Source organism: Actinophytocola sp. (assembly GCF_049647105.1).
Classification (GTDB): domain Bacteria; phylum Actinomycetota; class Actinomycetes; order Mycobacteriales; family Pseudonocardiaceae; genus Actinophytocola.
This window is the reverse complement of sequence record NZ_JBARWZ010000016.1, coordinates 76,574-102,275: the sequence shown is the minus strand read 5'-3', so window position 1 is coordinate 102,275 and position 25,702 is coordinate 76,574. Positions and strand designations below refer to the sequence as shown.

The following is a 25,702-nucleotide window of genomic DNA, read 5'->3' as shown; positions in this document are numbered from 1 at the left end:
AGGTAGCCCCCTGGCCTACCTCGAGCGGCCGCGTTCCCCGTCAGGCGGTCCGGCGCTTGAACAGCCGGCCCGACGACGCGACCGACACCGCGAGGATGCCCGCGCACCAGGCGAGCGCGATCCACGGGCTGTTGCCGACCGGGGTGCCGAGCAGGAACCCGCGCAGCGACTCGATCAGCGGCGTGAACGGCTGGTTCTCCGCGAAGCCGTGGATCCACGTCGGCATGGTCTCCACCGGCACGAACGCGCTGCTCGGGTACGGCAGGAACATCACGAAGAACGTGAACCCGCTCGCCGCCTCCGGGGTCTTCACCAGCAGGCCGATCGCGGCGGACGCCCACGACAGCGCCAGGATCGCGGCCACCAGCAGGCCAACCGCCGCCAGCCAGTCCACAAAGGACGCGGACGGCCGGAAGCCGATCAGGAACGCGACGGCGAGCACCAGCACGGTCGAGGTGAGGTTGCGTGCGGTGCTCGCGGCGACGTGCCCGCCGAGCACGGAGGCGCCGCGCACGTCCATCGACCGGAATCGGTCGATGATCCCGCCGGTCATGTCGTTCGTGACCGCCACCGCGGTGAGCGAGGCCCCGAACGACGCGCACAGCATGATCACGCCGGGCACCACGTAGGTCACGTACTCGGTGCCGGTGTCGATCGCGCCGCCGAACAGGTAGACGAACAGCAGCATCAGCATGATCGGCAGGGCGAGTGAGGTCAGCAACGCGTCGCCGTTGCGGATCGTCAGCGTGGTCGCGCGGCGGACCATCACGCCGAGGTCGCCGAGCGGCGAGGCGGGACGGGCGGTGAGGGTGTCAGACACCGACGGGCTCCTTGTCGTGCGTTGTGGTCGTCGCGTGCCCGGTCAGCGCCAGGAACACGTCGTCGAGGGACGCGGAGTGCACGGAGAAGCGCGCCACCGCGGTGCGGTCAGGGTCGAGTTCGTCGAGCAGCGCGCGGACGTGCCCCGCGCTGCCGTCGGTCGCGACCGACAGCGTGTGCCGTTCGCGGTCGGGCAGCAGCGCCCGGTCGCGGAGGTGGGCGGCGAGCGCGTCGAACGCGTCGGCGCCGGTGAGCGTCAGGTCGAGCCGGTGACCGGACACCTGCTGCTTGAGCTGTGTCGCGGTGCCCTCCGCGACGATCCGGCCGCCGTCGACCAGCGCGATGCGGTCGGCCAGCCGGTCGGCCTCCTCCAGGTACTGCGTGGTGAGGAGGATCGTCACGCCGGAGCGGGTGAGCTCGGTGATCACCGTCCACATCGCCGCGCGGCTGCGCGGGTCCAGGCCCGTGGTCGGTTCGTCGAGGAAGAGCACGGTTGGCGGCACGATCAGGCTGGCGGCCAGGTCCAGGCGCCTGCGCATGCCACCCGAGTAGGTTGCGATGCGGCGCGAGCCCGCCTCGACGAGGTCGAACTGTTCGAGCAGCTCACCCGCGCGTGCCGTGGCGGCGCGGGAGGACAGGCGGCACAGCCTGGCCATCATCCGCAGGTTCTCCATGCCGGTCTGCAGTTCGTCGAGCGCGGTGTCCTGGCCGGTGAGGCTGATGTTGCGGCGCACGAGCGCCCGGTCGCGCACGACGTCGTGCCCCGCGACCCGCGCCGACCCGGCGTCGGGGCTGGTCAGCGTGGTCAGGATGCGCACGGTGGTGGTCTTGCCCGCCCCGTTCGGGCCGAGCAGCGAGAACACGCTGCCGCTCGGCACGTGCAGGTCGATGCCGGTGAGCACCCGCACCGAGCCGTAGGACTTCGTGAGGCCGGTAGCCTCGATCGCTGGTTCGCCGGGCATGGTTCCCCCTGGGAGTTCGTGGACGGCGGATTTACTGCGTACGAGATAAACTGTATTGCGTAGGTCGTAAACAGTGAATCAGGGACATCCCTGAGTCAGGTCAGGGTGGGATGAGCGACGAGGAAACGGAGACCGGGCTCCCGGCCAGCTTCGAGATGGTGTGGGGCGTGCGGGACCGGCCGGCCAAGGGGCCGAGGCGCGGGCTGTCGCTGGAGCAGATCGTCGAGGCGGGCGTCCACGTCGCGAACACCGAGGGCATCGGCGGGGTGTCGATGGGCAGGGTCGCGAAGGAGCTCGGCGCATCGGCCATGTCGCTCTACCGCTATGTCGCCTCGAAGGACGAGCTGCTCGCGCTCATGATCGACGGCGCGTTCGGCCAGGTCGACGTCGCGGAGCCCGAGGAAGGCACGTGGCGTGTGCGGCTCAAGCGCTGGGCCGAGATGGAGCTCGCCGCGTACCGCCAGTTCCCGTGGGTCCTGCGCATCCCGGTCTCCGGCGCGCCGATCATGCCCAACCAGCTGCGGTTCATGGAGTGGGGGTTGCGGACGCTCGGCGGCACGGGGCTCACGGAGCAGGACAAGCTGTCGGTCGTGCTGCTCGTCACGAGCTTCACCCGCAGCTTCGCCATGCTGAGCAGTGACATCACCGCGGCGTACGAGTCCGGCGACCCGACGGCGGCCCAGCTCATGCCCCAGTACGGCGCGCTGATCAAGCGGCTGACCACGCCGGAGGAGTACCCCGCACTGCACGCGGTCGTCGACGCAGGCACGTTCGACGACGACGGCGCGGAGTTCGACGGCCTCGACTACGACTTCCGCTTCGGGCTCGAACGCGTGCTCGACGGCATCGAGACCCTCATCAACCGCTAGTGCCCCGTCAAGGCGAAGAGGGCACGTTTCTCCGCGGCCCAGGCGGCCGCTGGCGGCGTTGCGGGAAAGCCCAAGTACAACCCGGTACGAGCGGCTTTCCCGCGCCTTGCCAGCGACCACCTGGATCCGCGGACAAACGACCCACTTCACCTTGACGAGGCACTATTGCCCGATTTGTCGTCTTACGGTTCTCTCACTTTCGGCGGTTAGTCTCGGGTTCATGCCCTCCAGAAGCGCGCTGGCGAGCGTTCTCACGCTCCTGTTCGGCTCCGTGCTGATGCTGTCGCTGCACGTGCTCCCGCCGACGAACGAGATCAACCCGGAGCGGCGCACGATCAGCGAGTACGCGCTGGGACCCAGCAAGTGGCTGTTCGACCTCGCGGTGCTGCTGGTCGCCCTCGGTTCGGCGCTGGGTTTCGCCGCGGTGGTGCGGCACCGGCAGGTGCGGCCGTACTCCGGGCCGGTGGCGCTCGGCGCGCTGTGGATCGCCAGCCTGCTCACGGTCGTGGTGTTCACGAAGACCGACTGGACGGTCGGCCCCAGCATCGGCGGCACGATCCACCGGTACGCGAGCGTGGTCGGGTTCGTGTCGCTGCCGCTGGCCGTACTCCTGGTGGCGCACAGGGTGTTCCCGGACCGGTCGGCGTGGCGGTGGGCCGCGCGCGGGTTTGCCGCGGTGGCGCTCGGATGGTTCGGGTTGATCGTCGTCGGGGTGATCCGCATGGGCATGGGCTACGGACCATGGTGGCGGTTCGTGCCGCTCGGACTGGTCGAACGGGCCATGGCGCTGGCCGCCGTCGCGGCGATACTGACGCTCGCGCTGGGGCTGGTGCGAGGGCGAAAACCGCGCGACGTGGCGCTGATGCCTGTTTAGTGTCGGCGGCGTGATGTCGCTGAGCCAGGTACTCGCGTTCGCCCTGCTGTCGGTGGTGGTCGTCGCCGTGCCGGGGCCGAGCGTGCTGTTCACCATCGGCCGCGCGCTGACCGTCGGCCGCCGCGAGGCGCTGATGACCGTCGCCGGCAACGCGATCGGCGTGTACCTGCAGGTCGTGGCCGTCGCGATCGGTGTCGGCGTGATCGTGGAGCGATCGGCCGCGGTGTTCACCGTGATCAAGCTCGTCGGCGCCGCGTACCTCGTCTACCTCGGCGTGCAGGCGATCCGGCACCGCAGCAAGGTCACCGAGGCGCTCGCGGAGGGCGTGCCCTCGGTCGTCCCGTCCAGGCGCGCACTGCGCGACGGGATCGTCGTCGGCGTGGCCAACCCGAAGTCGATCGTGTTCTTCGTGGTGGCGCTGCCGCAGTTCACCAACCCGGCCGCCGGTCACGTGCCGGTACAGATGCTGGCGCTCGGTGCGCTCTTCCCGGTGATCGCGCTCGTGCTCGACAGCGTGTGGGCACTCCTCGCCGCGACCGCGCGGGCGTGGTTCTCCCGGTCGCCCCGCAGGCTGGAGCTGGTCGGCGGCACGGGCGGCCTGATGATGATCGGCCTGGGCGCGACCATCGCGGTGACCGGCCGCAGGGACTGACCGAGCAAAGGCACCCGAACCCGCCGAGGATGCGGGAGGCGAACGCGTGTTCTAATATCCCCTCCCGCGGTGTGTCCCGTGACGAAGGAGCGTGAAGGTTGTCCCCAACGAGCGAGGCCCCGGCCGAGGAGCAGCAGGCCGAGACCGTGCAGCCGCAGCCAGAGAAGGCGGAGGCGGCCCCCGAGCAGCCCGCCAAGCGCGGCCGAAAGCCGAGCACGGCACGCAAGACCCGCACGGTCGAGCTGACGCTGACGGTCACCGGCACCATGGACGGCGAGTGGCAGGCGGAGCTGTCGCACGCGGGCAGCCGAGTCGTACAGGGCCTGCAGGTCCCGGCCGCGGCGGTGTCCCGAGCGGCCGCCGAACTGCACGAGGACATCTCGAAGGCGATCGAGTCCGTGCTCGATGTCGCCCGCGAGCAGCAGCAGGCCCGCCTCGCCGAACTGGAGGCCGAACTGTCCAAGGTGAAGCAGAAACTGGCCGACCTGCAGGACGGCTGATACTCCTTTCCTTCCGAAGGCGCGTTCGCGACACCGCGAACGCGCCTTTCGGCTGTATCGGCCCCTCAGCGGGTCGCCCTGTCGTACGCTCGGCTACCAGAGACGTACGGCAGATCACTGTCCGCAGCAGGGGGAAGGGATGAACAGCGAACCACGCTACGCGGGTGCCCCAGCGCCAGCGGGGGTCATCAGTGGCAGCACCACTGGCTCCATCACCACCGGCGGCTTCTCCTACGATCAGCCCACGCTCGAAGGACTTGTCAAGGATTGGGTCGCCCTGGCCGACGACTACGACCGCTCCTTCCGCCGGGCTCAGGACATCACCGTGGTGGAGGGGCCTGGGCTGGATTTCGCCAGCGAGTCAGTGGCCGGAGCTGCAGTATCCTACGGTCGTGCGTACCTCGCGTATCTCGAGCACAACCGCGATTACTGCTTCAACGAGGCGCAGCGATGTCAGGACGCATTGAGCGACTATCTCGGCGTTGAGCGACGGAATGTCACCGGCATCGAACAGGTCGGGCAATCCGAGGACGACGATTCAGAGCAGGGGATCTAACCGATGGTCAAGCGGTCATTGGCATTGTCGGCCATTGTGGCTTGTTTGCTCGTCGCGGCGGGATGTACGAGCACGAGTGAAGGCACCCCTCGTTCGGTGCCAGACGAAGTGCCGACCGAGTCCAGTGAAGTGCCGCCCTCCACCACTGGATCGGGTGAGGTTGAGTTGCCGTACGCCGGGGCTCCCGAGGTTGTGGACCCGTTGGACACCACTCGCTTCCAGGAAGATCCCTGCCAGTCGCTCACTGCGACGCAAGCCGACAATCTCAATGTGCGGTTCCCAGGGGAGCTACACGACGGCGGTTTGGGCAATGCGTGTGAGTTCAAGGGCTTGTCGGATGCCAGAGCGCTCGTCGATGTCCGCTTCCTGGACAAGTATCCCCGCGGTCTCAGCGCGATATATCAGGCAGAGAAGGATGGCAAGTGGGAGTTCTTCTACGCGTTGGACCCGGTTGATAGTTTTCCGGCGGTCGCGTTCGGGGTGGGACAGCGAGCCACCGGAGGTTGTTCCGTGGCGGTCGGCACGTCCAACGAGATCATTGTCGAGATCGTGTTGCGCCTGTCGGCCGACAAGGTCGGGAAGAAAGAGCCTTGTGAGACGGCTGCGTTGGTGGCTGGGATGGTTGTGGAGACCATGAAGGCGGCGCAATGACATTCTGGATGACGCCTGAGCAGCGTCATCGAGGGTGGGTGCAGAGCGTTGCTGCCCACCCGACACGCATGATTGGTCACTGTCCGCAGGCAGGGGGGAAGGATGAACGGCGAACCACGCTACGCGGGTGACCCAGCGCCAGCGGGGGTCATCAGCGGCAGCACCACGGGCTCCATCACCACCGGCGGCTTCTCCTACGATCAGCCCACGCTCGAAGGACTTGTCAAGGATTGGGTCGCCCTAGCCGACGACTACGACCGCTCCCTCCGCGACTCAGAACCTGTCGTGAAGGTGGTTGGGCCTGGGCGAGACTTCGCGAGCGAGTCGCTCGCGTCAGCTGCGACCGCCTATGGTCGCGCGTATCTGACTTACCTCAGGGACAACCGAGAGTACTGCTACAACCAGGCGCAATCGTGTCAGAACGCGTTGGACGACTATCTCGGAGTGGAGCACCGTAACGTCACCGAGATCCAACAGTCGGGGCAGCAGTCGGTGGACGACAACGGTTCAGAGAAGGCGATCTAGTCGTGCGTGTTCGAAGCTCGTGGTTGTTGGTCAGCTTGGCGAGTGCGGTGGCCATGGCGGGGTGCACGACGTCGAGTGCGGGGACTCCCACGTCGGCGCCGGGCGAGACGACAGTGACGTCCGGGGGATCAACGCAGCCGCCGCCGTCGAGTGGCGGGAACACCGTCGAGCTGCCCTATGCCGGGGCTCCTGAGGTCGAGGATCCGCTGGACACCGGCCGCTTCGAGCAGGATCCGTGCCTGGCACTCACGTCGGACCAGGCTGCGGAACTCGAGGTCGGATGGCCGGGCGAGTCACGTGAAGCACCACTCGGCAAGGCCTGCACCTGGCGCAGCGAAAATGATTCCCGCGCTCTCGTCGAGGTCGCCTCTCAAAGCAACTACCCCCACGGTTTGAGTGCCGTCTACAAACGTGAAGAAGACGGCAAATGGGCGTTCTTCACGGTGCTGAAGCCCGTCGACGGGTATCCGGTGGTCGGCTACGGACAGGTCGACCAGCGGGACACCGGCGGATGCCGGGTGGAGGTCGGCATGTCCGACGAGATCGCTTTCGACGTGGTCCTGCAGTTGTCAGCGGGCAATGTCGGGAAGAAGGAGCCGTGTGAGACGGCTGCTGTGGTGGCTGGGATGGTTGTGGAGACCATGAAGGCGGCGCAATGACCTTCTGGATCACGCCTGAGCAGATTCATCGAGGGTGGGTGCAGAGCGGTGCGGCCCACCCGACACGCATGATCGGTCACTGTCCGCAGCAGGGGGAAGAATGAACGGCGAACCGCGCTATGCGGGTGCCCCAGCGTCAGCGGGGGTCACCAGTGGCAGCACCACTGGCTCCATCACCACCGGCGGCTTTTCCTACGATCAGTCCACCCTGGATGGACTGATCAAGGAGTGGCTCGCCCTGGCCGACGACTACGCCCGCTCCCACCGCGACTCGCGGCGGTTGGTTACGGTGAGGGGACCAGGATTGGACTTCGCGAGTGACGGGGTGGCCCGGGCGGCGACTTCCTACGGTAGGGCGTACCTGGAGTATCTCCGAAGCAACCGGGACTACTGTTTCGGCCAGGCCCAGTTGTGCCAGAACGCGTTGGATGACTATCTCGGTGTCGAACGGCGGAATGTCACTGAGATCAACAACTCGGGGCAGTCAGTCGATGATGGCTCGGACCAGGGGATCTGATTGTGCGCATTTGTTCGCTGACGTTGTTGGCTGCTTTGGCGGCGATAGTGGCCGTGGCGGGATGCACGAGCACGAGTGAGGGAAGTCCCAGGGCGGTTCCGGGGCATACCGCGGACGATTCCGGTGCCTCGACGCCACCTCCAACGGAGACCGCCGATCTGCCCTATGCCGGAGCGCCAGCAGTGAAGAGTCCCATGGATTCCGAGAGGTTCCAGCAGGATCCGTGTCAAGCGCTCACGGCCGACCAAGCCGATGTCCTGAACGTAGAGACTCCGGGAAAGCTGCGTGATGGTGGTTTGGGTAACGCTTGCGAGTTTCGGGGGCTATCGGACCGCCGCGCCCTTGTTGAAATCGCATCGCTGGACAAGAATCCCTACGGTGTGAGCGCTCTGTACCAGGCTGAGCAGGATGGCAAGTTGGCATTCCTCACTCCTCTGGAGCCCATCGAGGGATACCCGGCGGTCGCATACGGGGCGCCGGACGAGCGGGAGACCGGTGGTTGTTCGGTGGTGATCGGTGCGTCTGACGAGATCGCGTTCGAGATCGTGCTTCAGTTGTCGACCGACAAGGTCGGGAAGAAGGAGCCGTGTGAGACGGCTGCGATGGTGGCTGGGATGGTTGTGGAGACCATGAAGGCGGCGCAATGACCTTCTGGATGACGCCCGAGCAGATTTATGACGAGCTGACCAATGGGCCTGGTTCCGAGACGCTTGAAATGGCGCAGAAGATCTCCTACGACGAGTCGGCTGCCGAGCGGGATCGGGCGGATCGGATTCGGCAGCTCATGGCGAAGATCGAGGGTGGCTGGCAGGGCAGCGCCGCCGACGGTGCGCACGGGGCGGCGCGGCCGTTGGCCGACAACGCGGCTGAGGGTGCCGAGTACCTGTACATGGCCCAGGACCTGCTCGACCGGCAGACCGGGTCGTTCCATCGGGCGGCTGACAGCGTCGAGCCGATGCCAGCCTCCGACCCGCAGGCCGAGATGATCGACCAGATGGTGCCGTTCGACCTCGACACCGACGCGCAGGTTACCGAGTACCAGCAGAAGGCCCAGCACAACATCCGGGTGTTCGAGGGCTACGACAACGCCAGCAACCACAACGAGACCTACCTGCCCCAGCAGTTCGCCAGCACGAACCACAGCGGCGGCGCCATCTCGGTCACACCGGGCGACTCCATCCAGGTCGACGACTCGCCACGCGGCGGCGGCGAACCAGGCCCCGGTGGCGGGCCCGGCCCTGGTGGCGGGCCCGGCCCTGGTGGCGGGCCCGGCCCTGGTTCGGGACCTGGGTCCGACGCGGGACCCGGCGCTGGGCCGGGATCCGGCGCGCCGGGTGGCAGCCGACCCCAGGGTGCGCCGTCCGGTTCACAGACCGCGCCCAGCGACTTCCGGCCAGGCGGCGATCCGTCCGGCGCGTACCCGCTTCCGCCCGCCGCGCAACAGCAGCCGGGGGCCGCGCCCCCTGGCGGCGTGCCCGGTCTGCCTGGCAGCGGAACTCCTGGGTTCGGCGAACCCGGCGCACGTGGGTCTGGAACACGTGAGCCCGGCGTGGCCGGGCCACGTGGATCCGGCGCATCCGGCCCAGGCCCGGGCGCCCGCCTCCCCGGAGCCGGGGTCGGCGCGGGTGCGCTCGCCGCCGAGGAGGCGGCCGTTCGTCGTGGTGTGGCCGCGGCCGGTGGCCGGGGTGGGATGTCCCCGATGGCGCCCCCGATGGGTGGCGGTCGCGGCAAGAACGAGGACGACGAGGAGCACATCCGCAAGGTGCTCATCGAGGCGGATCCGGAGAGCACGTTCGGCAGTGAGGAGCTGACCGCGCCGCAGGTCATCGGGGACGACGAGTACGAGGATTAGCCCAGGCGGACGGCGCGATCCATGATCGCGGGCAGGGCGCGGGCGATGGCCGCGCCGCCCGCGAGGGTCGTGAACAGCACGAACAGGACCAGCACGGTCCTCGGCTGGGGGACACGGACCAGGTCGAGCAGGCCGCCTGGGTTGGTCACCAGGTCCCACGAGTTGAAGCGGAACACCCGGCCGAGGACGATGCCCACCGCGCACAGGGCGTGCAGCGACAGGTCCGTGACCAGCACGGCACGCGGTGACACACCGTGGTCGGCCAGCCAGCGTTCCAGCCGGACCAGTGACAGCACGTACGCGGCGAACCCGATGGCGAACAGGCACAGATACTGCGCGAGCAGGCCTGCCGCCACCCAGCCGTGTGTCGCGGCCAGGTCCCTCGGCAGGTGCAGGACGTCCGTCAGCACGTAGGGCGCGTTGGGCAGGAACGCCACGAACACGGCACCGCCGGTGACGAGCAGCCAGCGGGGGCGCACGCGGTGACCGAACAGCACCCGTGCGAGCACGAGCGGTACCAGGGCGAGGAACGCGTTCCACCCCATCCATGCGGCGTTGGCCACCAGCGCGGACATACCATCACGGTACCCGCGCCGGCATCCGAGGAGACCGAAACATGAGCATTCCGCCCGCCTACCAGGCAGCGGAGGACCGCTACGCCGCGTCGATGTCGTACCGCAAGACGGGCGACAGCGGTCTGCACCTGCCCGCGATCTCGCTCGGGCTGTGGCAGAACTTCGGCACCGAGGTGCCGCTCGACCAGTGCCGCGCGATCCTGCGCCGCGCGTTCGACCGCGGCGTCACCCATTTCGACCTGGCCAACAACTACGGCCCGCCCTATGGCTCCGCCGAGGCCAACTTCGGCACGCTCATGGCCCAGGACTTCCTCCCGTACCGCGACGAGCTGGTCATCTCCACGAAGGCCGGCTACGACATGTGGCCCGGCCCGTACGGCCAGGGCGGCGGCTCCCGCAAGTACGTGCTCGCGAGCCTCGACCAGAGCCTGTCCCGCATGGGCCTGGACTACGTCGACATCTTCTACTCGCACCGCTTCGACCCCGACACCCCGCTCGAGGAGACCATGGGGGCGCTCGCGTCCGCGGTCCAGCAGGGCAAGGCGCTCTACGTCGGCATCTCCTCGTACTCGCCCGCCAAGACCCGCGAGGCGCACGCGTTGCTCGCGGGCATGGGCGTCCGGCTGCTGATCCACCAGCCGTCGTACTCGATGCTGAACCGCTGGATCGAGCCCGATCTGCTGGACGCGCTTGGTGAGCTGGGTGTCGGGTGCATCGGGTTCTCGCCGCTCGCGCAGGGCATGCTGACCAGCCGCTACCTGGACGGCATCCCGGAGGACTCGCGTGCCGCGCGGGACGGCTCACTGGACAAGGCGATGCTGTCGGACGAGAACCTCGGCAGGATTCGGGCGCTCAACGACATCGCCCAGTCGCGTGGGCAGTCGCTGGCGCAGCTCGCCCTTGCCTGGACGCTGCGGGACAGCCGCATGACGTCCACGCTGATCGGCGCCTCCAGCGTGCGGCAGCTCGACGACAACCTCGGCGCGCTGGCCGGTCTCGAGCTCACCGACTCGGAGCTGGCCGAGATCGACAAGTACGCGGTGGAGAGCGGCATCAACCTGTGGGCCCGCTCCAGCGCGGAGTGACCTACGCGATCACCCGTCCCTGTTCGACCAGCCGCGCCAGCCTGTCCCGCCACCACTGGACCCGTGCGGGATCCCGCAGCTCGTAGCGGTCGAGCAGGGCCGGGTCGGGGGTCGGGGTGACCGGCGCGACCGGCAGGTACCCGTCGACCGGGGCCAGCGCGCGTGCCGGGCCGACCACGTCCCCGTCGAGCAGGGACAACGTGCCCAGCCCGCACGCGAAGTCCAGCTCGGGCAGCGCCCCGGCCAGCGCGAGCCCGGCACTGAGCCCGACCGAGGTCTCCAGTGCCGAGGACACCACGCACGGCAGCCCACACGCCTCGGCGACCCGCAGCGCCCGCCGCACCCCGCCCAGCGGCGTGCACTTGATCACGGCGATGTCGGCGGCCCCGGCGACGGCGACCTTCATCGGGTCCTCCGCGCGCCGGATCGACTCATCGGCGGCGATCCGTACCGACACCTTCCGCCGGACCTGGGCCAGTTCGTCGATCGTGGCGCACGGCTGCTCCACGTACTCCAGCCCGCCCGCGGCCCGGTCGAGCAGGGGAATGGCGGCGACGGCGGCGTCGGTGTCCCACGCCCCGTTCGCGTCGACACGGATCCGGCCGCCTGGCACCGCGTCCCGCACCGCCTCGAGCCGGGCGATGTCCTCGCCGATCGGACCGTCGGCGACCTTGACCTTCACCGTGCCGCAGCCGGACGCCGTCACCAGCTCGTGTGCGCGTTCCGGCGACACCACGGGCACGGTGGCGTTGACGGGGATCCGTCCGCGCATGGGGTCCGGCCAGCCGACGGTGCACGCCTCGATGGCGGTCGTCAGCCAGGACGCGGCCTCGCGGTCGTCGTACTCGGGGAAGGCACAGAAGTCGCCCCACCCGGCAGGGCCCTCGATGAGCATGCCCTCGCGCACGTCGATGCCGCGGAACCGCGTCACCATCGGGATCGCGTAGACCCTGGCCTGGTCGAAATCGATCATGGTCTTCATCAGGCCTCGAAGCTACTCCAGGAACCGCCCGACGATCACCTCGACCGGCAACGCGAGGTCGACCACCACGCCGCGTTCGTCCGGCCCCAGCGGCTCGAGATCGGCGAACTGCGAGTCGACCAGCGACTCGGGCATGAAGTGCCCCGGCCGCGACCCGACGCGCTCGCGCACGGTGGCCTTGTCGCCGTGCAGGTGGAGGAAGGTCACGGCGGGCGCGGCCTCGCGGAGCGTGTCCCGGTAGACCAGCTTGAGCGCGGAACACGTGACGACGGCACCCCTGGCCGCGTGCTCGGCGAGCCATTTCCCGATGGACAGCAGCCAGGGCCGCCGGTCCTCATCGGTCAACGGCACCCCGGACCGCATCTTCGCCACGTTCTCCGGACTGTGGAAGTCATCCGCGTCCGCGAACGGCACCCCCATCCGCTCCGCGAGCGCCGTCCCGACCGTGGACTTCCCGGACCCGGTGACGCCCATCACCACTACGAGTGCCATGTCTCCATGCTGTCAGCTGTCGGTGACAGCGGCTCGTTGCCGAGCCAGGGCGACCCGGGCATCGACGAACCGTTTCGCGTTCGCGGGGTCCGCGACGGCGAGGACCAGCCTGCCGTCGGGCACGTCGATCCCGATCAGTTCACCGGCAGGCAGGGACAACGTGCCCCCGCCGGGGACTTCCCACTCGGTGCTTTCCGGCTGGTGCCAGGTCGTCACCGTGGTGACGTCGGTCAGTGGCACCGAGACGCGGACCCGGTCGTCGCGCTTGCTGTCCTCGTAGGCGGAGATCTCGGTCGGGTCGACCGACAGGCTGACCGACCTGTCACCGCGTGACGTGAAGGTCAGCTCCAGATCGCTCTCGACGATCTCCGGCGACGGGTTGGTCAGGACCATCCGCCGTGCACGCGACGCCGGGAGCACGGTCACAGCGGCGATGGCGACAATGGTGGCGATGGTGCTGGCCCAGTAGATCGCCTGGTCGTCGTGATAGGACGACGACTGGTAGGCCTGGAAGACCAGCCCCACCACGAGGAAAGCGCCGACATAGTATCCGGGGTACAGCCACATGTGCGGCCGCTTCCTGGTGGTCAGAACCATGACCAGGCCCAGCAACCAGAGGAGAATGGTGAACCCGCCGAGTTGGGTCATGTCGGCGGTGCCGAACTCGTTTTCGCGGACCCGTGACCAGACGCCGTAGACGTCGATCACGACCGGCGGTGCGAACGCGCTGAGCGCGACCAGAAGCCTTGCCCTGCGGATGGTGGAGTTCCCGGTCATCAGTACAGCGTTCCTCTTCTCGTCCACCAGTCCTCGGTTGTCATTCGTCCAATGTGCCACTGGTGGTCCACCGCGCGTTGGACGGTGGCCCGTACACGGGTTTTTCCTGTGGTGGCAATGGCGGCATCGCGGCGCTCGCGGCGGAGCCTGGCCGGTCCTGCTGGACGAACTTGTCCATGGTCTTGCCGGTCTCAGCCATTGCGTTGTTGATCACGGCCTGCCTCAGCGGCGACTTGAGCACCCTGGTGAGTATGGCGCTCAGCTCATTGAGCTTGCCCGCGACGTGCTTGAGCTGCGCCACGAGAAGCAGGAGCCGCCGGTAGATCTCGCCAAGGGCCGTCGCCTGCGCGACCAGACTGTCGGCCAGGAGCCACGCCGCGGCGCCGCCGAACGTCAGTGGTCCCGCCGCCGACGCGACCGCGATTTTCTCCAGCCGTTTCCACGCGAACTCGGCGAGCAGGTCGCGGATGACTCCCCGGGTGGTCGCGACGAACAAGCCGGACGCCGTGATGAGGGTCGCGATGCCGGAGCACGCCACGCTCGCCGTCCGCAGGTCCTCGAAACGCGTGGTCATGGCGCCGTGGAAGGCACGTGCCGACCGAGAGACGTCGTCGGTGCCGGTCGCGGTGCCGAAGTAGGTCTGCAGGTCGCATGACAGGGACCCCGCGTGGCTCCTCGCCAGCGCGTCGAGCTGCGTGGCCGCGGCAACGAACCCCTTTGCCGCGTCCTCGACCGCGGCCGGATCTCCGGTCGTCGCGTCCAGGGCGAGGTTCAGGGGCCCCAAGTGCTCCAGCACCCAGCCGAACACCGAGGTGGCGAGCGTCTGCAGCGGGTTGTCAATGAACCCGAGTACCTGCAGCCCGAGGGTGAGGGTCTGCGCGCCCACCGCCATCGGGCCACCGTTGACCGCGGCGTCCACGATGCCGGTGATGGTCTCCGCTGGGCCGCCGCCAGACGTCAGCTCGACACCGCCCATGCCGACGAACAGTTCAGTCACCGGTGCTCATCCCCCTGAAGTTGGAGGTCGTGGCGTCCTCCTGGCTCTGGAAGTCGCGGGCCGACGCGTCGAGCGTCGTCGCGTCACCGTCGAGGTTGTCCGCCAGCGTGCGCAGGTTCGCCATGATCTCGTCCGCGTCGCTGCGGACGGCCTGTCCGAACCACTGGTTGAGCGTGCCGTACGGCGCGAACCCCAGGTTGATGTCGGCCGCCGAGTCCGCGGCCTCGCGCACGGCTTCGGCGCGGTCTCGCAGCTTGCCGGCGTAGCTGTGCAGTTCGCCAGGGTCGACGTTCGTGCCGTCGTTGGTCATCGGGGTCTCCTCTCAGCGCAGCAGGGAGCCGCCGGCGGTGTCGGGATCGGTTCGGGGGCGCCCGCCCTGGCGTTTGCGCAGCACCGACCCTTCCTCGACACCCTCGCCGGTGTCGCGCCTGGGGGCGGCGGGTGGCTTCGGCATGAGCTGGGTGATGAAATCCATCGTCTCGGAGTCGCCGAACTGCTGGGCAAGGGACGCGGTGACCCGGTCGGAGACCTCGCGTTGCGCGGCCTGCGCGGTCTTCATCACCAGCGGGCCCAGCAGGTCTGGCGCGACCTTCGACACCGGGCCCGCGAACGTGATGTCCTGCAGCGCGCCCGTGGGGGACAGCGTCACCGTCACCGCGCCGTCAGGGGACGTGGCCGTCGCACTCGCGGAGGCCAGGTCGGTGCGCAGCTGGGTCGCCTTGTTCTCGAGATCGTCCGCCTGCTTGCGCAGCTCCCGCAGGACAGCGTCCGGGTCAAGGCCATCGAACGGATTCGCCATACCCGCAGACTAACGCACGAGGTCACAGTGGGTGGCGGGACTGTTACGCCTCACCTGTGCGGCCTCACCGGTGAGACCGGTGAGGCCGTCCACAGTGATCGTGCAGAGTGAGGTGGGCGAGGAACGACGTCCCCGGCCCGGTCGGTGCTGCCTACCTCCCTGACGAGTACAGCTCGGTGACCTCGGCGTCGGTCAGTGCCCGGTCGTAGACGTGCACCTGGTCGATGCCGCCACGCCAGAAGTCGACCTGGTTGCCGCCGTACTTCGCGCGGCCGATCACGGTGTTGCCGGTCGCGGCCGAGCCGACGCACGCCGACGCGGTGCCGGTGAGCTGACCGTCCACGTACAGCTTCAGCGAACCCGTGGTGACGTCCCGCACACCCACCAGGTGGTACCACTGCCCGGTGTTCGGCGGTGCGGGCGATAGTGCCCTGGCCCCGACGAAGCTGAACGCGAACCGGTTGTCCTGCCCCGAGTACTGCAGGAAGAAGGCGCTGTTGCTGTCACCGTCCTGGCTGACCGCGGTGGCGAACCCGCCGAGGCTGTCCAGCTTGACCCACGCGGCCACCGAGTAGTTGGCGATCTCGGTGTTCACCAGCGGCGCGCCGGTGTCTGCGTAGGCGTTCCCGCCGAACCGCAGCCCGTTGCCGTTCTTGCCTTCCGTCCACGTGGCACCGTTCACCAGCGTGGCGTCCCGGTCGCCGACCTCGTCGGCGGTGGTGGTGCCGGTGCCCTCACTGAACGGGTAGTACGCGATCCCGTCCGGGCCCGGCGTGCCCGGCGGCGGCGGCCCGGTGCCATCACCCGACCCGTCCGCCTCTCGGATGATCTTCTCGTTGATCGCCTTGACCTGCGCGAAGTCCATCTTCTTCACCTGCCGGTCGTAGGTGAAGAAGCCGTTGACCTCGTGCTCCACGTCGGTGATCTGCGTGTAGATCGCACCGGAGATGCCGCACCGCTGCGCCGAGGTGATCACGTCCTCCTGGTTCTCGACGTACCGCCTGGTCAGCGTCGCGGAGTCCGGGGTCATCTCGTACGCGTGGCCCTCGCCGAACCACATGTGGTTCTCGACCTCGAGGCCGAAGCCGCCGTGCTCGCCGTCCGATGAGACCCGTCTGCCGTCCGGCGACGGGGTCGCGGGCCCGACATACGCGTGGTGGTCGATCATGTCGCCGCGGCCGGAGTCACCCTTGGATGCACAGCAGTTCACGCCGCTGTGCGCGTTGACGAGCCTGGTCGGGTCCTGCGCCTTCACGTCGTCGGCGATGCGGCCGGTCTCGACCCGGTCCCACTCGCCCCAGCCCTCGTTGAACGGCACCCACACCACGAGCGAGGTCCAGCTCCTGTGCTGGTCGACCATGGTGTGCAGCTCGCGTTCGAACTGGGTCCGCGCGGCGGGCGGCGGCAGCTCGTTCGACGTCTTCATGGCGGGCATGTCCTGCCACACCAGCAGACCGAGCTTGTCGGCGTGGTAGTACCAGCGGTCCGGCTCCACCTTGATGTGCTTGCGGACCGTGTTGAACCCGAGCACCTTGTGCTGTTCGAGGTCGAACCGCAGTGCTGCGTCGGTGGGTGCGGTGTGGATGCCGTCGGGCCAGAACCCCTGGTCCAGTGTGGACATATGGAACAGGATCTTGCCGTTCAGGGTCATCCGCGGCTTGCCGTCGGCGCCGGGCCTTGTGCCGATCTCCCGCATGCCGAAGTACGAGCCGACCTGGTCGACCTTCTTGCGCCCGTCGTGGAGCGAAACCCTGAGGTCGTAGAGGAACGGCGAGTCCGGCGACCACAGCTTCGCCTTCGGTACCGGGATCCTCAGCTCCTGGTTCGCCGGGCCCCGGACCTTGCCGACGATCCGGCCCCTGTCGTAGGCGACCGCCTCGACGGTGCCCTCGATCGACGAGCGGGCGGTCAGCCGCAGCGTGCTGTCCGCGAGCTTCGGCGTCATGTCGAGCCGGTCGATGTGCCGTGCCTGCACGGGTTCCAGCCACACCGTCTGCCAGATGCCCGAGCTGCCGGTGTAGAAGATGCCGCGGTCGGGCACCTGCCGCTGCTTGCCGACCGGCTGCCACGTCGCGTCCGTCAGGTCCTCGACCCCGACGACGATCTCCTGCGGCCCGTGCTTCCTGAGCGCGGCGGTGATGTCGACGGAGAACGCGTCGTAGCCGCCGCGGTGCGTGGTCACCTGGTTGCCGTTGACCCACACGCGTGTGTCGTAGTCGACCGCGCCGAAGTTGAGGATCAGCCGGTCACCGCGCCAGTTCGACGGCACGTCGAACGTGCGGCGGTACCACATGCGTTCCTCGGTGCGCTGGATGCCGGACAGCGCCGACTCCACCGGGTAGGGCACGAGGATGCGTTCGCCGAGCGACTCGCCGATCGGCGGCTCTTCGCCCTCTGCGGCGCCCGCGAACTCCCAGACACCGTTGAGGTTCTTCCAGTCCGGGCGGGTCAGCTGGGGACGGGGGTACTCGGGCAACGCGTTGTCCGGACCGACGAGGTGGGTCCAGGGGGTCGTGAGCGGCGGGGTTCCCGGCTGCCAGACGGGGTCCGCGACCGCGGGCAGCGCTGGTGCCAGCGCAGCCGCGACCAGGGTTGCCGCCACGACGGCGAGCGCTCTTCGAGACACGGATGACCTCCTTATCTTGACGCGCGGGACAGATATGCCTGTACGGCGACGACAACGGCGAGAAACGCGCCGCTCACCACCGACTGGTAGTGCGAGGAGAGCGTGCCGATCTGGTTGATCACGTTCTGGATGACGCGCAGCAGGAGGACCCCGGCGAGCGTGCCCGCGACCGTGCCAGCGCCGCCGGTGAGCAGCGTCCCGCCGATGACGACCGCGGCGATCGCGTCGAGTTCGAGGCCCTCTCCGACGATCGTCACGCCGGACGCCGAGTACGCGGCGGCCAGCGCGCCCGCGAGACCGGCACACACCCCGCTACCGAGATATAGCACCATGGTGTTGCGTGCGACGGGAAGTCCCATCAGCGTCGCGGCCTCGCGGCTGCCGCCGATCGCGAGCGTCGCGTGGCCGAACCTGGTGCGCTGCAACACGAGGATGCCAACGGCGAACAGCACGATCGTGATCCACACCGGGAGGCCGAGGCCGAGGAACGTGCCCTGCCCGAGCTTCGTCAGCCAGTCCTCGCGCGGCATCAGGCGGGTCTGCGAGCCCTCGTCGGTGATCAGCAGCAGCAGGCCGCGGGCGCCGAGCAGCGTGGCGAGGGTGACGATGAACGGCGCGAGCCTGCCGTACGCCACGAGCCATCCGTTGAGCAGCCCGATCGCGCCGCACACCACCAGCGGCAGCAGCAGGCCGACGAGGCTGCCCCACTGGATGCCGTACGCGGCGAGGACCCCGCCGAGCGCGTACACCGAGCCGACGGACAGGTCGATGCCGCCGGAGATGATGACGAACGTCATGCCCAGAGCGACGATCGCGAGAAACGAACTCTGGATCGCGATGTTCTGCGCGTTGCCGACGGTCGCGAACGAGTCGAACGAGAACGACGCGACCAGCACCACGAGCGCCAGCACGACGATCGACCCGCGCCGCTGCACGAGGTCCGCGAACCGCTCCTTGCCGGTGCGGCGCCCGCTCGCGACGGACTGCTCGCTCACCGCTGTCTCCATCATGCGGTGCCTCCCCGCGCCCGCGAGCGCTGCAGGTAGACCGCGACGACGATGATCACGGCCTGCACGATCTGCGCCGTCGAGTCCGGCAGGTCGTGTTTGATGAGCGTCGCGGCGATCAGCTGCATCAGCACCGCGCCCGCGACGGTGCCGAGGATCCGCACCCGCCCGCCGGACAGCGGCGTGCCGCCGACGACGACCGCGGTGATCGCGGACAGCTCGAACAGGTTGCCGATCGCGGACGGGTCGGACGCCGTGAGCCGCGCGGTCGCCAGCACACCCGCGATCGCCGCGAGCACCCCGCAGATGATGTAGGTCAGCATCAGCACCCGGCGCACCGGCAGGCCCGCGAGCGCGCTCGCGGACCGGTTGCCGCCGATCGCGACGAGCTGCCGCCCGAACGTGGTGTACCGGACGAGCAGCCACACCAGCACGGACAACAGCGCGGCGATCAGCACGATGTAGGGGATGCCGAGTGCCTTGCCTGCACCCAGCTCCAGCATCTCGGGGTTGCGGATGTCCTTCAGCTGCCCGTCGGCGAACACCAGCGCGAGGCCCCGGCCGCCGACCAGCAGCGCGAGCGTCGCGACGATCGGCTGGATGCCGACGACCGCGACGAGTGTCCCGTTCGCGAGACCGCACGCCGCGCCAGCCACCAGCGCGAGCGCGATGGCAGGGAAGAGGCCGTAGCCCAGGTACAGCGGCAGGATCGCGGCCGCGACCGCCATCACCGAGCCGACCGACAGGTCCACGCCCTCGGTGCCGATCACAAGCGCCATGCCCAGCGCGACGATCAGCACCGGCGCGACCTGCACGAGCTGCGTGTTCAGGTTCGCCAGCGTCGCGAAGTTCTTGGTGAACACCAGGTTGTAGACCACGAGCACGGCGATCGCTACGTAGACGCCGTTGTCCCGCAACCAGATCCGGGTGTCCGTGCCCTTCTTCACCGGTGCCTGCGTTTCAGTCATCGGCCCGCTCCTCCGCGAGCGCGGACAGCAGCGCGGCCTCGTTGACGTCCGCGCCGTGCAGTTCGGTGACCACGCGACCCTCCCGCAACACGACGATCGAGTCGGAGCCCTCGATCACCTCGTCGAACTCCGACGAGATCAGCACCACGCCGAGGCCCTCCTCGGCCAGCTCGTCGACCAGTCCCTGCACCTCGGCCTTCGCTCCGACGTCGATGCCGCGGGTGGGCTCGTCGAGCAGCAGGACCTTCGGCTGCGTGCACAACAGCCGCGCCAGCAGCACCTTCTGCTGGTTGCCGCCGGACAGGTCGCCGACGCGCTGGTCCGGGCTGGACGCCTTGATGCGCAGGCGTTTCATGAACGTGGCCACGATCGCGTCCTGCCGCTTGCGCGACACCACACCGGTGCGCGACAGGCGGGGGAGCGCGGCGAGCACGATGTTCTCCCGCACCGACAGGTCCGGCAGGATGCCGTCGGCCTTGCGGTCCTCCGGCAGCATCACCACCCCGGCCCGCATGGCCGCGGCGACCGACCCGGTCCGCAAACGTTTGCCGGCCACCACGACCTGGCCGCCGTCGAGCGGGAGCGCACCGGCGATCGCCATCGCGGTCTCGCTGCGGCCGGCGCCGAGCAGTCCGCCGAGCCCGACGATCTCACCGGGCCGGACCGTCACGTCCACGTGGTCGAGCCGGTGCTTGCTGGTGAGGCCGGTCGCGGCGAGCACCGGTTCGGTGCCTGCCGCGGTGTGCTCGCCATCGAACTTGGTCGCGCCCTCGCGCCGGACCTCATCGAGGTCGCGGCCGAGCATCGCCGCGACCAGCCGCAGGCGGGGGAGATCGGCCATTGGCCCGGAGTGCACGACCCGGCCGTCGCGGAGCACCGTGACGCGGTCGCAGATCCGGTACAGCTCGTCGAGCCGGTGGCTCACGTACAGCACCGCGACCCCGTCGTCCCGCAGGCGCTCGACGATGCCGAACAGCGTGTCGACCTCGCGGGGTTCCAGCGACGACGTCGGCTCGTCGAGGATCACGACGCGCGCCGCCGTCGCCGCCGCCCGCGCGACCGCGACCATCTGCTGCACGCCCATGCCGAGGGTCCGCAGCGGACGTGTCACGTCGACGTCGATGCCGTAGGCGGCGAGGAGCGTGCGTGCCTGGTCCCGCATGGCACGGAAGTCGACGAGCCCGAAGGAGTTCCTCGGCTCACGGCCGAGGAACAGGTTGCTCGCCACCGACTGCGGCGGCACCAGGTTGACCTCCTGGTACACGGTCGCGATGCCGGCCTGCTGGGCCTCCATGGGCGAGTCGAACGAGACCGGCTCGCCCCGGTGGATCAGCGTGCCGCTGTCCGGGGCGTACACCCCGGTCAGCACCTTGATCAGCGTCGACTTCCCGGCGCCGTTCTCGCCGACCAGGGCGTGCACCTCACCCGGCGCCAGCTCGAGGTCGACCTCGGACAGCGCGACGACGCCGGGGAACCGCTTGCCGACACCCGTCGCGGACAGTACGGGCGTCATCAGTACGCGTTCGAGACCTCGGCCTGCGCGTTGTCCTTGCCGTACAGCTTGTCGCTGATCACGACGTTCTGGGACACCGGCTCGCCGTTCAGGAACTTCCGCAGCGTCTCGAAGGCCAGCGGCCCGAACCGCGGGTTGGACTCGACGACCGAGTACATCTCGCCGTCGACGATCTTCTGCACGGCGTTGCGGGTGCCGTCGATCGAGACGACGTGCACGTCGGTGCCGGGCGTCTTGCCCGCGCTCTTGAGTGCCACGAGCGCGCCGAGCGCCATCTCGTCATTCTCCGCGTAGACGCCGGTGAGGTCCGGCTGCGACTGGATGAGCTGCTCCATGACCTGCTGGCCCTTGTCGCGTGCGAACTCACCGGTCTGCTGCGCGGCGATCTCGATGTCCGGCGCGATGGCGGCCATCTCGTCGACGAAACCCTTGGTGCGGTCGGTGGTCACGTTGTTGCCGGAGCTGCCCAGCAGGATCGCGACCTTGCCCTTGTTGCCCATGGCCTTCGCCATCTCCCGCGCGGCCCGCTTGCCCTGCTCGACGAAGTCGGAGCCGAGGAAGGCCACGTAGTCCTTGCATGGCTCGGAGTTCACCTTGCGGTCCACGGTCAGCACGGGGATGTTCTTGTCCCGCGCGGCCTGCAGCGCCGGTTCGAGCCCGTCGGAGTTCAGCGGCGCGACGATCAACGCCTGCGCACCGTTGTTGATCATGTCCTGGATGTCGGAGATCTGCTTCGACAGCTGGGAGTTCGCGTTGGTGGTCAGCAACTCCTTGACGCCGACCGCCTCGGCCTCGTCCTTGATCGACTGCGTCTCCGCGATCCGGAACGGGTTGGCTTCCTTCTCCGACTGGGAGAACCCGACGACCGCGTTCTTGAGGTCGATCTTCTCGCCGCCGTACTGCTCCAGTGTGCAGGTGGGACCGCTCGAGTCCTCCTCGGCGACCTGCTCGCCGCCCGTACCGGGCGTATCGGTCGCGCCGGAGTCCTCGGACTTGGTGCAGCCGGCAAGCGTGAGCGCCGCGACCACCACCGCGATGCCGGCGAAACGAACAGGGCGAAGCGAACGGGATGCCGCCATTGGCACTCTCCTGGCCGATCAGAGGTCGCGCCCTCGCTGGCGACCTAGCCGATCAAATTCAGTCACATCCGAAACTTATCTGTCAAGAGATCGCAAAGCCGCGCACGAGTTGTCCACAGGCAAAGGAGTTGTCCACAACCAAGATCGACATCCCCACCACTGTCAGCACCCCCCGGTAGACTGGCAAGGCGGGACGCCCCCGGGAACGGGTGGGGGTTGGCATCCGGCCGTTTTCGGCGACGTTGTTCATGTGCTGGTCGGGAGCCTGTTTCGCAGGTGCGCACCCGCGGGGTGCATCGAATCGCCCCGCCGACGACGTGCCGACTATGACGCGTTGGCTGCCGTCGTGGCTACGTGGATCGTGATTCCCAGTTCCCGCAACGCATCCAGCTCTGCCGGGTCGGACGCGTCGTCCGTCACCACGTGCTGGATGTCCTCCGGCGCCACGGTCTGCAGCAGCGCCTCGGTGCCGATCTTCGTGTGGTCGGCCAGCACGACCACCTCGTCCGCGGCCGCCGCCAGCGCGCGGTCGACACCGGCGACCGTCAGGTTCGGCGTCGACAGTCCTCGGGCCGCGGTCAGGCCGTTCCCGGAGATGAACGCGCGCGTGCCCTGCACCGTCGCGAGCGCCTGCTCCGTGGTGCCCCCGACCAGCGCGTGGATCGAGCCGCGCAGGGTGCCGCCGGTGACCACCACGTCCACGCCCCGCGCGCCTGCCAGGCCCGTCGCCACCAGCAGGGAGTTCGTCACGACCGTCAGCTCGGTGTGCCGCGTCAGGCGCGCCGCGAACGCCTGGGTGGTGGTCCCCGCGCCGACGACGATCGCGTCGCCGTCGGCCACCAGAGCCGCGGCCAGCGCCGCGATCGCGGCCTTCGCGTCGGCGGCGACCAGCGCCTTCTCCGAGTACGTCGGCTCGTGCGACAGCCCGCCCGGCAGCGCGGCGCCGCCGTGGTGGCGGTCCAGCAGACCCTGCGCGGCGAGGGCCCGCAGGTCGCGGCGCACCGTGACCTCGGACGTCTCGACCTGGCGCGCGAGTTCGCGCAGGGAGATGGCCCCGCTGGACCGGACGAGATCGAGGATGCGCTGGCGACGTTCGGCGGCGAACACGGGACGACCCTAACCCGAACATGCGCCATGCATGATCGAACGTGCCCGAGTTTGATCGGTTGAGTGCAGCATCCGATCGGCCGGTTCGGAGTATTGCGTCCAGGTGGAGGCCGTCGGTAGGGTCAGGAAAGCGCTTGCCGGAAAGCGCTTTCCTGACCACATCGAACCCACACGGAAGTGGGCGGACATGTCGAAACCCAGACGATGGCTGGTAGCGATCGCCGGTGCGGTGGTCGCGGCAGGCCTCGCGGTGCCCCCGAGCGCGGTGGCACAAGCCGACGAACCGATCCAGGACCCGTTGCCGGACCCGATCCCGTCGAGCCTCGGGCTCACGGTCGCGGAGTTCGCGCAGTTCCCCAAGACCGAGCTGACCCCGCCGCCGCCCGACCCACCGCCGGACCTCCGGCTGATCAGGCACGCGCGGATCAACCACCTCGGCGAGGTGCCAGACGGCTCCGGCCGCCTGTACGTGCCGGACCTCAACGGCCGCGTCTACCTGGTCAACCGCGACACCCCGGGCACGCAGCACATCTACGTGGACTTCAAGGCGCTGTTCCCCGACTTCTTCTCCGGTCGCGGCCTCGGCAGCGGCTCCGGGTTCATCACGTTCCACCCGGACTTCAAGCGCAACGGCAAGTTCTACACGGTGCACACCGAGAACGGCCCCGCGCTGACCAAGCCGACGACCTGGCCGTCGCACACCGCGAGCCCGTTCCTGCACTCGATCATCAACGAGTGGACGGCGACCGATCCGACGGCCAACACGTTCAGCGGCACCCGCCGCGAGATCGTGCGGATCGCCGAGGCCCGCCAGGTCCACGCAATCCAGCAGATCGACTTCAACCCGTACGCCCGGCCGGGCAGTCGCGACTACGCTGTCCTCTACGTCGCCTCCGGTGACGGCGGCGCGGGTGCGACGACGACCGAGCCGCAGCAGCTCACCAACCCGTACGGCAAGATCCTGCGCATCAACCCGTTGGGCAGCAACGGGACCGGCGGCCAGTTCGGCATCCCCGCGGACAACCCGTTCGTCGGCACGCCGGGCGCGCTCGGCGAGATCTACGCGATCGGCATGCGCGACCCGCACCGGTTCAGCTGGGACCGGTCGACCGGCCGCCTGTACCTGGGGCACATCGGCGAGCACCGCATCGAGATGGTGCATGACGTCCGGCCCGGCGACAACTACGGCTGGAGCGAGCGCGAAGGCCCGTTCGTCTACAAGCGGGGCGACCCCGAGTGCGGCGTGTACCCGCTGCCCGCGGACGACGCGCAGTACGGCTACGACTACCCGGTCGCCGCGTTCGACCACAACCCGCCGCCGGGGCACCCGCTGTGCTCCGACTCCGGGCACGCCATCAGCGGCGGCTTCGTCTACCGCGGCGCCATTGCCGAGTTGCGCGGCAAGTACCTGTTCACCGACCTCGTCGACGGCCGGATCTTCTACACCGAGGCGAGCGAGATGCGCCGCGGCGGCCCGATGGCGCAGATACACCAGCTCCAGGTGTACGCCAACGGCCAGCGGACCGACTTCAAGCAGCTCGTCGGCGACGCGCGGGTGGACCTGCGGTTCGGTCAGGACGCGCGGGGCGAGCCGTTCCTGATCGCCAAGGCCAACGGCAAGATCTACAAGGTGACCGGTACCAAGCGGTTCGCGAGCTGCAAGGTCGGCCACACCCGGGTCTCCGGGTCGGGCGGCGCGGACTCGTGGTCGCCGGTGACGCCGGCCAAATGGCAGTTCCGCGGCGACAGCGTGATCCTCGCCGAGGCGGGCGCGGAACGTCCCGGCCCGCGCAGGCCGTTCGAGTACGCGGTCCTGAACAAGGGGCCCGAGCTTTCGAACGTCCGCGTCGACACGAAGGTCCGGCTCGACACCCCGGTCGAGGTGACCAACCGCGACGTGATCGTGGTGTTCGGGTACAAGTCCGACACGGAGTTCTACTACGCGCACGTGTCGACCGACAACACGATCTACCCGCACAACGGGATCTTCGCGGTGAACAACGCCGACCGGTTGCGGATCGACGACCAGTGGAGCGAGGTGATGTCACGCGGCGCGCCGCCCGGGATCACCGACACTGCGTGGCACGACGTGAGCGTCACCCACTGCGCGGACTCCGGCGAGATCTCGGTCCGCGTGGACGGGAAGCTGCTCATGACGGCCGTGGACCACACGTTCGGTGTGGGCCGGACCGGGTTCGGCTCGTTCGACAACATCGGACGGGCGCGGGACTTCCGCGTCACCGGCACGGCGGCGTGATC

The 25,702-nt window shown here is 68.9% G+C and carries 28 protein-coding genes; 13 read left to right on the top strand and 15 right to left on the bottom strand.

Going from position 1 to position 25,702, the window contains the following annotated elements; translation table 11 throughout:
* Positions 1-40: 40 nt before the first annotated feature.
* Together WBA97_RS02445 and WBA97_RS02440 are read right to left on the bottom strand one after the other, a co-directional pair.
* Complete coding sequence (locus WBA97_RS02445; RefSeq protein WP_424228984.1) at positions 41-820, bottom strand: ABC transporter permease; 780 nt, start codon at positions 818-820, stop codon at positions 41-43.
* Complete coding sequence (locus WBA97_RS02440; RefSeq protein WP_424228983.1) at positions 813-1,781, bottom strand: ATP-binding cassette domain-containing protein; 969 nt, start codon at positions 1,779-1,781, stop codon at positions 813-815. The genes WBA97_RS02445 and WBA97_RS02440 overlap by 8 nt, the downstream gene beginning before the upstream one ends.
* A 110-nt stretch (positions 1,782-1,891) precedes the next feature.
* On the opposite strand from WBA97_RS02440, the gene WBA97_RS02435 reads away from it, so the two are divergent.
* The 11 genes from WBA97_RS02435 (at position 1,892) to WBA97_RS02385 (ending at position 9,436) form a co-directional block, all read left to right on the top strand.
* On the top strand, positions 1,892-2,650 hold the full coding sequence (locus tag WBA97_RS02435; RefSeq protein WP_424228982.1) for a TetR/AcrR family transcriptional regulator: 759 nt from the start codon (positions 1,892-1,894) through the stop codon (positions 2,648-2,650).
* A 220-nt stretch (positions 2,651-2,870) separates the two neighbouring features.
* Positions 2,871-3,524, top strand: coding sequence for a DUF998 domain-containing protein (locus WBA97_RS02430; RefSeq protein ID WP_424228981.1), 654 nt, complete (start codon positions 2,871-2,873; stop codon positions 3,522-3,524).
* A 10-nt stretch (positions 3,525-3,534) separates the two neighbouring features.
* Positions 3,535-4,176 (top strand): LysE family translocator, encoded by a 642-nt coding sequence (locus WBA97_RS02425; protein ID WP_424228980.1) that lies wholly within the window; start codon positions 3,535-3,537, stop codon positions 4,174-4,176.
* 98 nt (positions 4,177-4,274) lie between these two features.
* Entirely contained in the window at positions 4,275-4,676 is a 402-nt protein-coding gene (locus WBA97_RS02420; protein ID WP_424228979.1) for a DUF6319 family protein, read from the top strand.
* A gap of 139 nt (positions 4,677-4,815) precedes the next feature.
* Positions 4,816-5,232 (top strand): hypothetical protein, encoded by a 417-nt coding sequence (locus WBA97_RS02415; RefSeq protein ID WP_424228978.1) that lies wholly within the window; start codon positions 4,816-4,818, stop codon positions 5,230-5,232.
* 3 nt (positions 5,233-5,235) lie between these two features.
* Positions 5,236-5,883: a DUF3558 domain-containing protein gene (locus WBA97_RS02410; protein WP_424228977.1), complete on the top strand. Its 648-nt coding sequence runs from the start codon at positions 5,236-5,238 to the stop codon at positions 5,881-5,883.
* A 102-nt stretch (positions 5,884-5,985) separates the two neighbouring features.
* Entirely contained in the window at positions 5,986-6,408 is a 423-nt protein-coding gene (locus WBA97_RS02405; RefSeq protein WP_424228976.1) for a hypothetical protein, read from the top strand.
* Between the two features lie 53 nt (positions 6,409-6,461).
* Positions 6,462-7,067, top strand: a complete 606-nt coding sequence (locus WBA97_RS02400) for a DUF3558 domain-containing protein (RefSeq protein ID WP_424228989.1) — start codon at positions 6,462-6,464, stop codon at positions 7,065-7,067.
* A 100-nt stretch (positions 7,068-7,167) separates the two neighbouring features.
* Positions 7,168-7,584 (top strand): hypothetical protein, encoded by a 417-nt coding sequence (locus WBA97_RS02395; RefSeq protein WP_424228975.1) that lies wholly within the window; start codon positions 7,168-7,170, stop codon positions 7,582-7,584.
* 2 nt (positions 7,585-7,586) lie between these two features.
* Positions 7,587-8,231 (top strand): DUF3558 domain-containing protein, encoded by a 645-nt coding sequence (locus WBA97_RS02390; RefSeq protein ID WP_424228974.1) that lies wholly within the window; start codon positions 7,587-7,589, stop codon positions 8,229-8,231.
* A complete protein-coding gene (locus WBA97_RS02385) occupies positions 8,228-9,436 on the top strand; it encodes a hypothetical protein (protein WP_424228973.1) in 1,209 nt (402 codons plus the stop codon). Before WBA97_RS02390 ends, WBA97_RS02385 begins: the two co-directional genes overlap by 4 nt.
* Here the strand turns inward: WBA97_RS02385 and WBA97_RS02380 are convergent.
* A complete protein-coding gene (locus WBA97_RS02380; RefSeq protein WP_424228972.1) occupies positions 9,433-10,011 on the bottom strand; it encodes a DUF1361 domain-containing protein in 579 nt (192 codons plus the stop codon). The genes WBA97_RS02385 and WBA97_RS02380 overlap by 4 nt on opposite strands.
* Before the next feature lie 41 nt (positions 10,012-10,052).
* Between WBA97_RS02380 and mgrA the strand changes: the two genes are divergently transcribed.
* Positions 10,053-11,096 (top strand): L-glyceraldehyde 3-phosphate reductase, encoded by a 1,044-nt coding sequence (gene mgrA / locus WBA97_RS02375; RefSeq protein ID WP_424228971.1) that lies wholly within the window; start codon positions 10,053-10,055, stop codon positions 11,094-11,096.
* 1 nt (position 11,097) lies between these two features.
* On the opposite strand, the gene WBA97_RS02370 is transcribed toward mgrA, so the two are convergent.
* From WBA97_RS02370 to WBA97_RS02315, 12 genes are all read right to left on the bottom strand, one after another.
* On the bottom strand, positions 11,098-12,078 hold the full coding sequence (locus WBA97_RS02370; protein ID WP_424228970.1) for an o-succinylbenzoate synthase: 981 nt from the start codon (positions 12,076-12,078) through the stop codon (positions 11,098-11,100).
* 12 nt (positions 12,079-12,090) lie between these two features.
* On the bottom strand, positions 12,091-12,570 hold the full coding sequence (locus WBA97_RS02365; RefSeq protein ID WP_424228969.1) for a gluconokinase: 480 nt from the start codon (positions 12,568-12,570) through the stop codon (positions 12,091-12,093).
* A 12-nt stretch (positions 12,571-12,582) separates the two neighbouring features.
* Entirely contained in the window at positions 12,583-13,347 is a 765-nt protein-coding gene (locus WBA97_RS02360) for a hypothetical protein (RefSeq protein ID WP_424228968.1), read from the bottom strand.
* 40 nt (positions 13,348-13,387) lie between these two features.
* Positions 13,388-14,344, bottom strand: a complete 957-nt coding sequence (locus tag WBA97_RS02355) for a hypothetical protein (protein ID WP_424228967.1) — start codon at positions 14,342-14,344, stop codon at positions 13,388-13,390.
* Positions 14,337-14,654 (bottom strand): hypothetical protein, encoded by a 318-nt coding sequence (locus WBA97_RS02350; RefSeq protein WP_424228966.1) that lies wholly within the window; start codon positions 14,652-14,654, stop codon positions 14,337-14,339. The genes WBA97_RS02355 and WBA97_RS02350 overlap by 8 nt, the downstream gene beginning before the upstream one ends.
* A 12-nt stretch (positions 14,655-14,666) precedes the next feature.
* Complete coding sequence (locus WBA97_RS02345; protein ID WP_424228965.1) at positions 14,667-15,143, bottom strand: YbaB/EbfC family nucleoid-associated protein; 477 nt, start codon at positions 15,141-15,143, stop codon at positions 14,667-14,669.
* A 151-nt stretch (positions 15,144-15,294) separates the two neighbouring features.
* Positions 15,295-17,769 (bottom strand): LamG-like jellyroll fold domain-containing protein, encoded by a 2,475-nt coding sequence (locus WBA97_RS02340; RefSeq protein ID WP_424228964.1) that lies wholly within the window; start codon positions 17,767-17,769, stop codon positions 15,295-15,297.
* 11 nt (positions 17,770-17,780) lie between these two features.
* Positions 17,781-18,776, bottom strand: coding sequence for an ABC transporter permease (locus tag WBA97_RS02335; RefSeq protein ID WP_424228988.1), 996 nt, complete (start codon positions 18,774-18,776; stop codon positions 17,781-17,783).
* Entirely contained in the window at positions 18,776-19,744 is a 969-nt protein-coding gene (locus tag WBA97_RS02330; protein WP_424228963.1) for an ABC transporter permease, read from the bottom strand. Before WBA97_RS02330 ends, WBA97_RS02335 begins: the two co-directional genes overlap by 1 nt.
* Complete coding sequence (locus WBA97_RS02325) at positions 19,737-21,257, bottom strand: sugar ABC transporter ATP-binding protein (protein ID WP_424228962.1); 1,521 nt, start codon at positions 21,255-21,257, stop codon at positions 19,737-19,739. The genes WBA97_RS02330 and WBA97_RS02325 overlap by 8 nt, the downstream gene beginning before the upstream one ends.
* Positions 21,257-22,336 (bottom strand): ABC transporter substrate-binding protein, encoded by a 1,080-nt coding sequence (locus WBA97_RS02320; RefSeq protein WP_424228961.1) that lies wholly within the window; start codon positions 22,334-22,336, stop codon positions 21,257-21,259. The genes WBA97_RS02325 and WBA97_RS02320 overlap by 1 nt, the downstream gene beginning before the upstream one ends.
* Positions 22,337-22,660: 324 nt before the next feature.
* A complete protein-coding gene (locus WBA97_RS02315; protein WP_424228960.1) occupies positions 22,661-23,443 on the bottom strand; it encodes a DeoR/GlpR family DNA-binding transcription regulator in 783 nt (260 codons plus the stop codon).
* A 187-nt stretch (positions 23,444-23,630) separates the two neighbouring features.
* Here WBA97_RS02315 and WBA97_RS02310 point away from each other — a divergent pair, with 187 nt between their 5' ends.
* Positions 23,631-25,700, top strand: coding sequence for a PQQ-dependent sugar dehydrogenase (locus WBA97_RS02310; protein WP_424228959.1), 2,070 nt, complete (start codon positions 23,631-23,633; stop codon positions 25,698-25,700).
* The last annotated feature ends 2 nt before the right edge of the window (positions 25,701-25,702 follow it).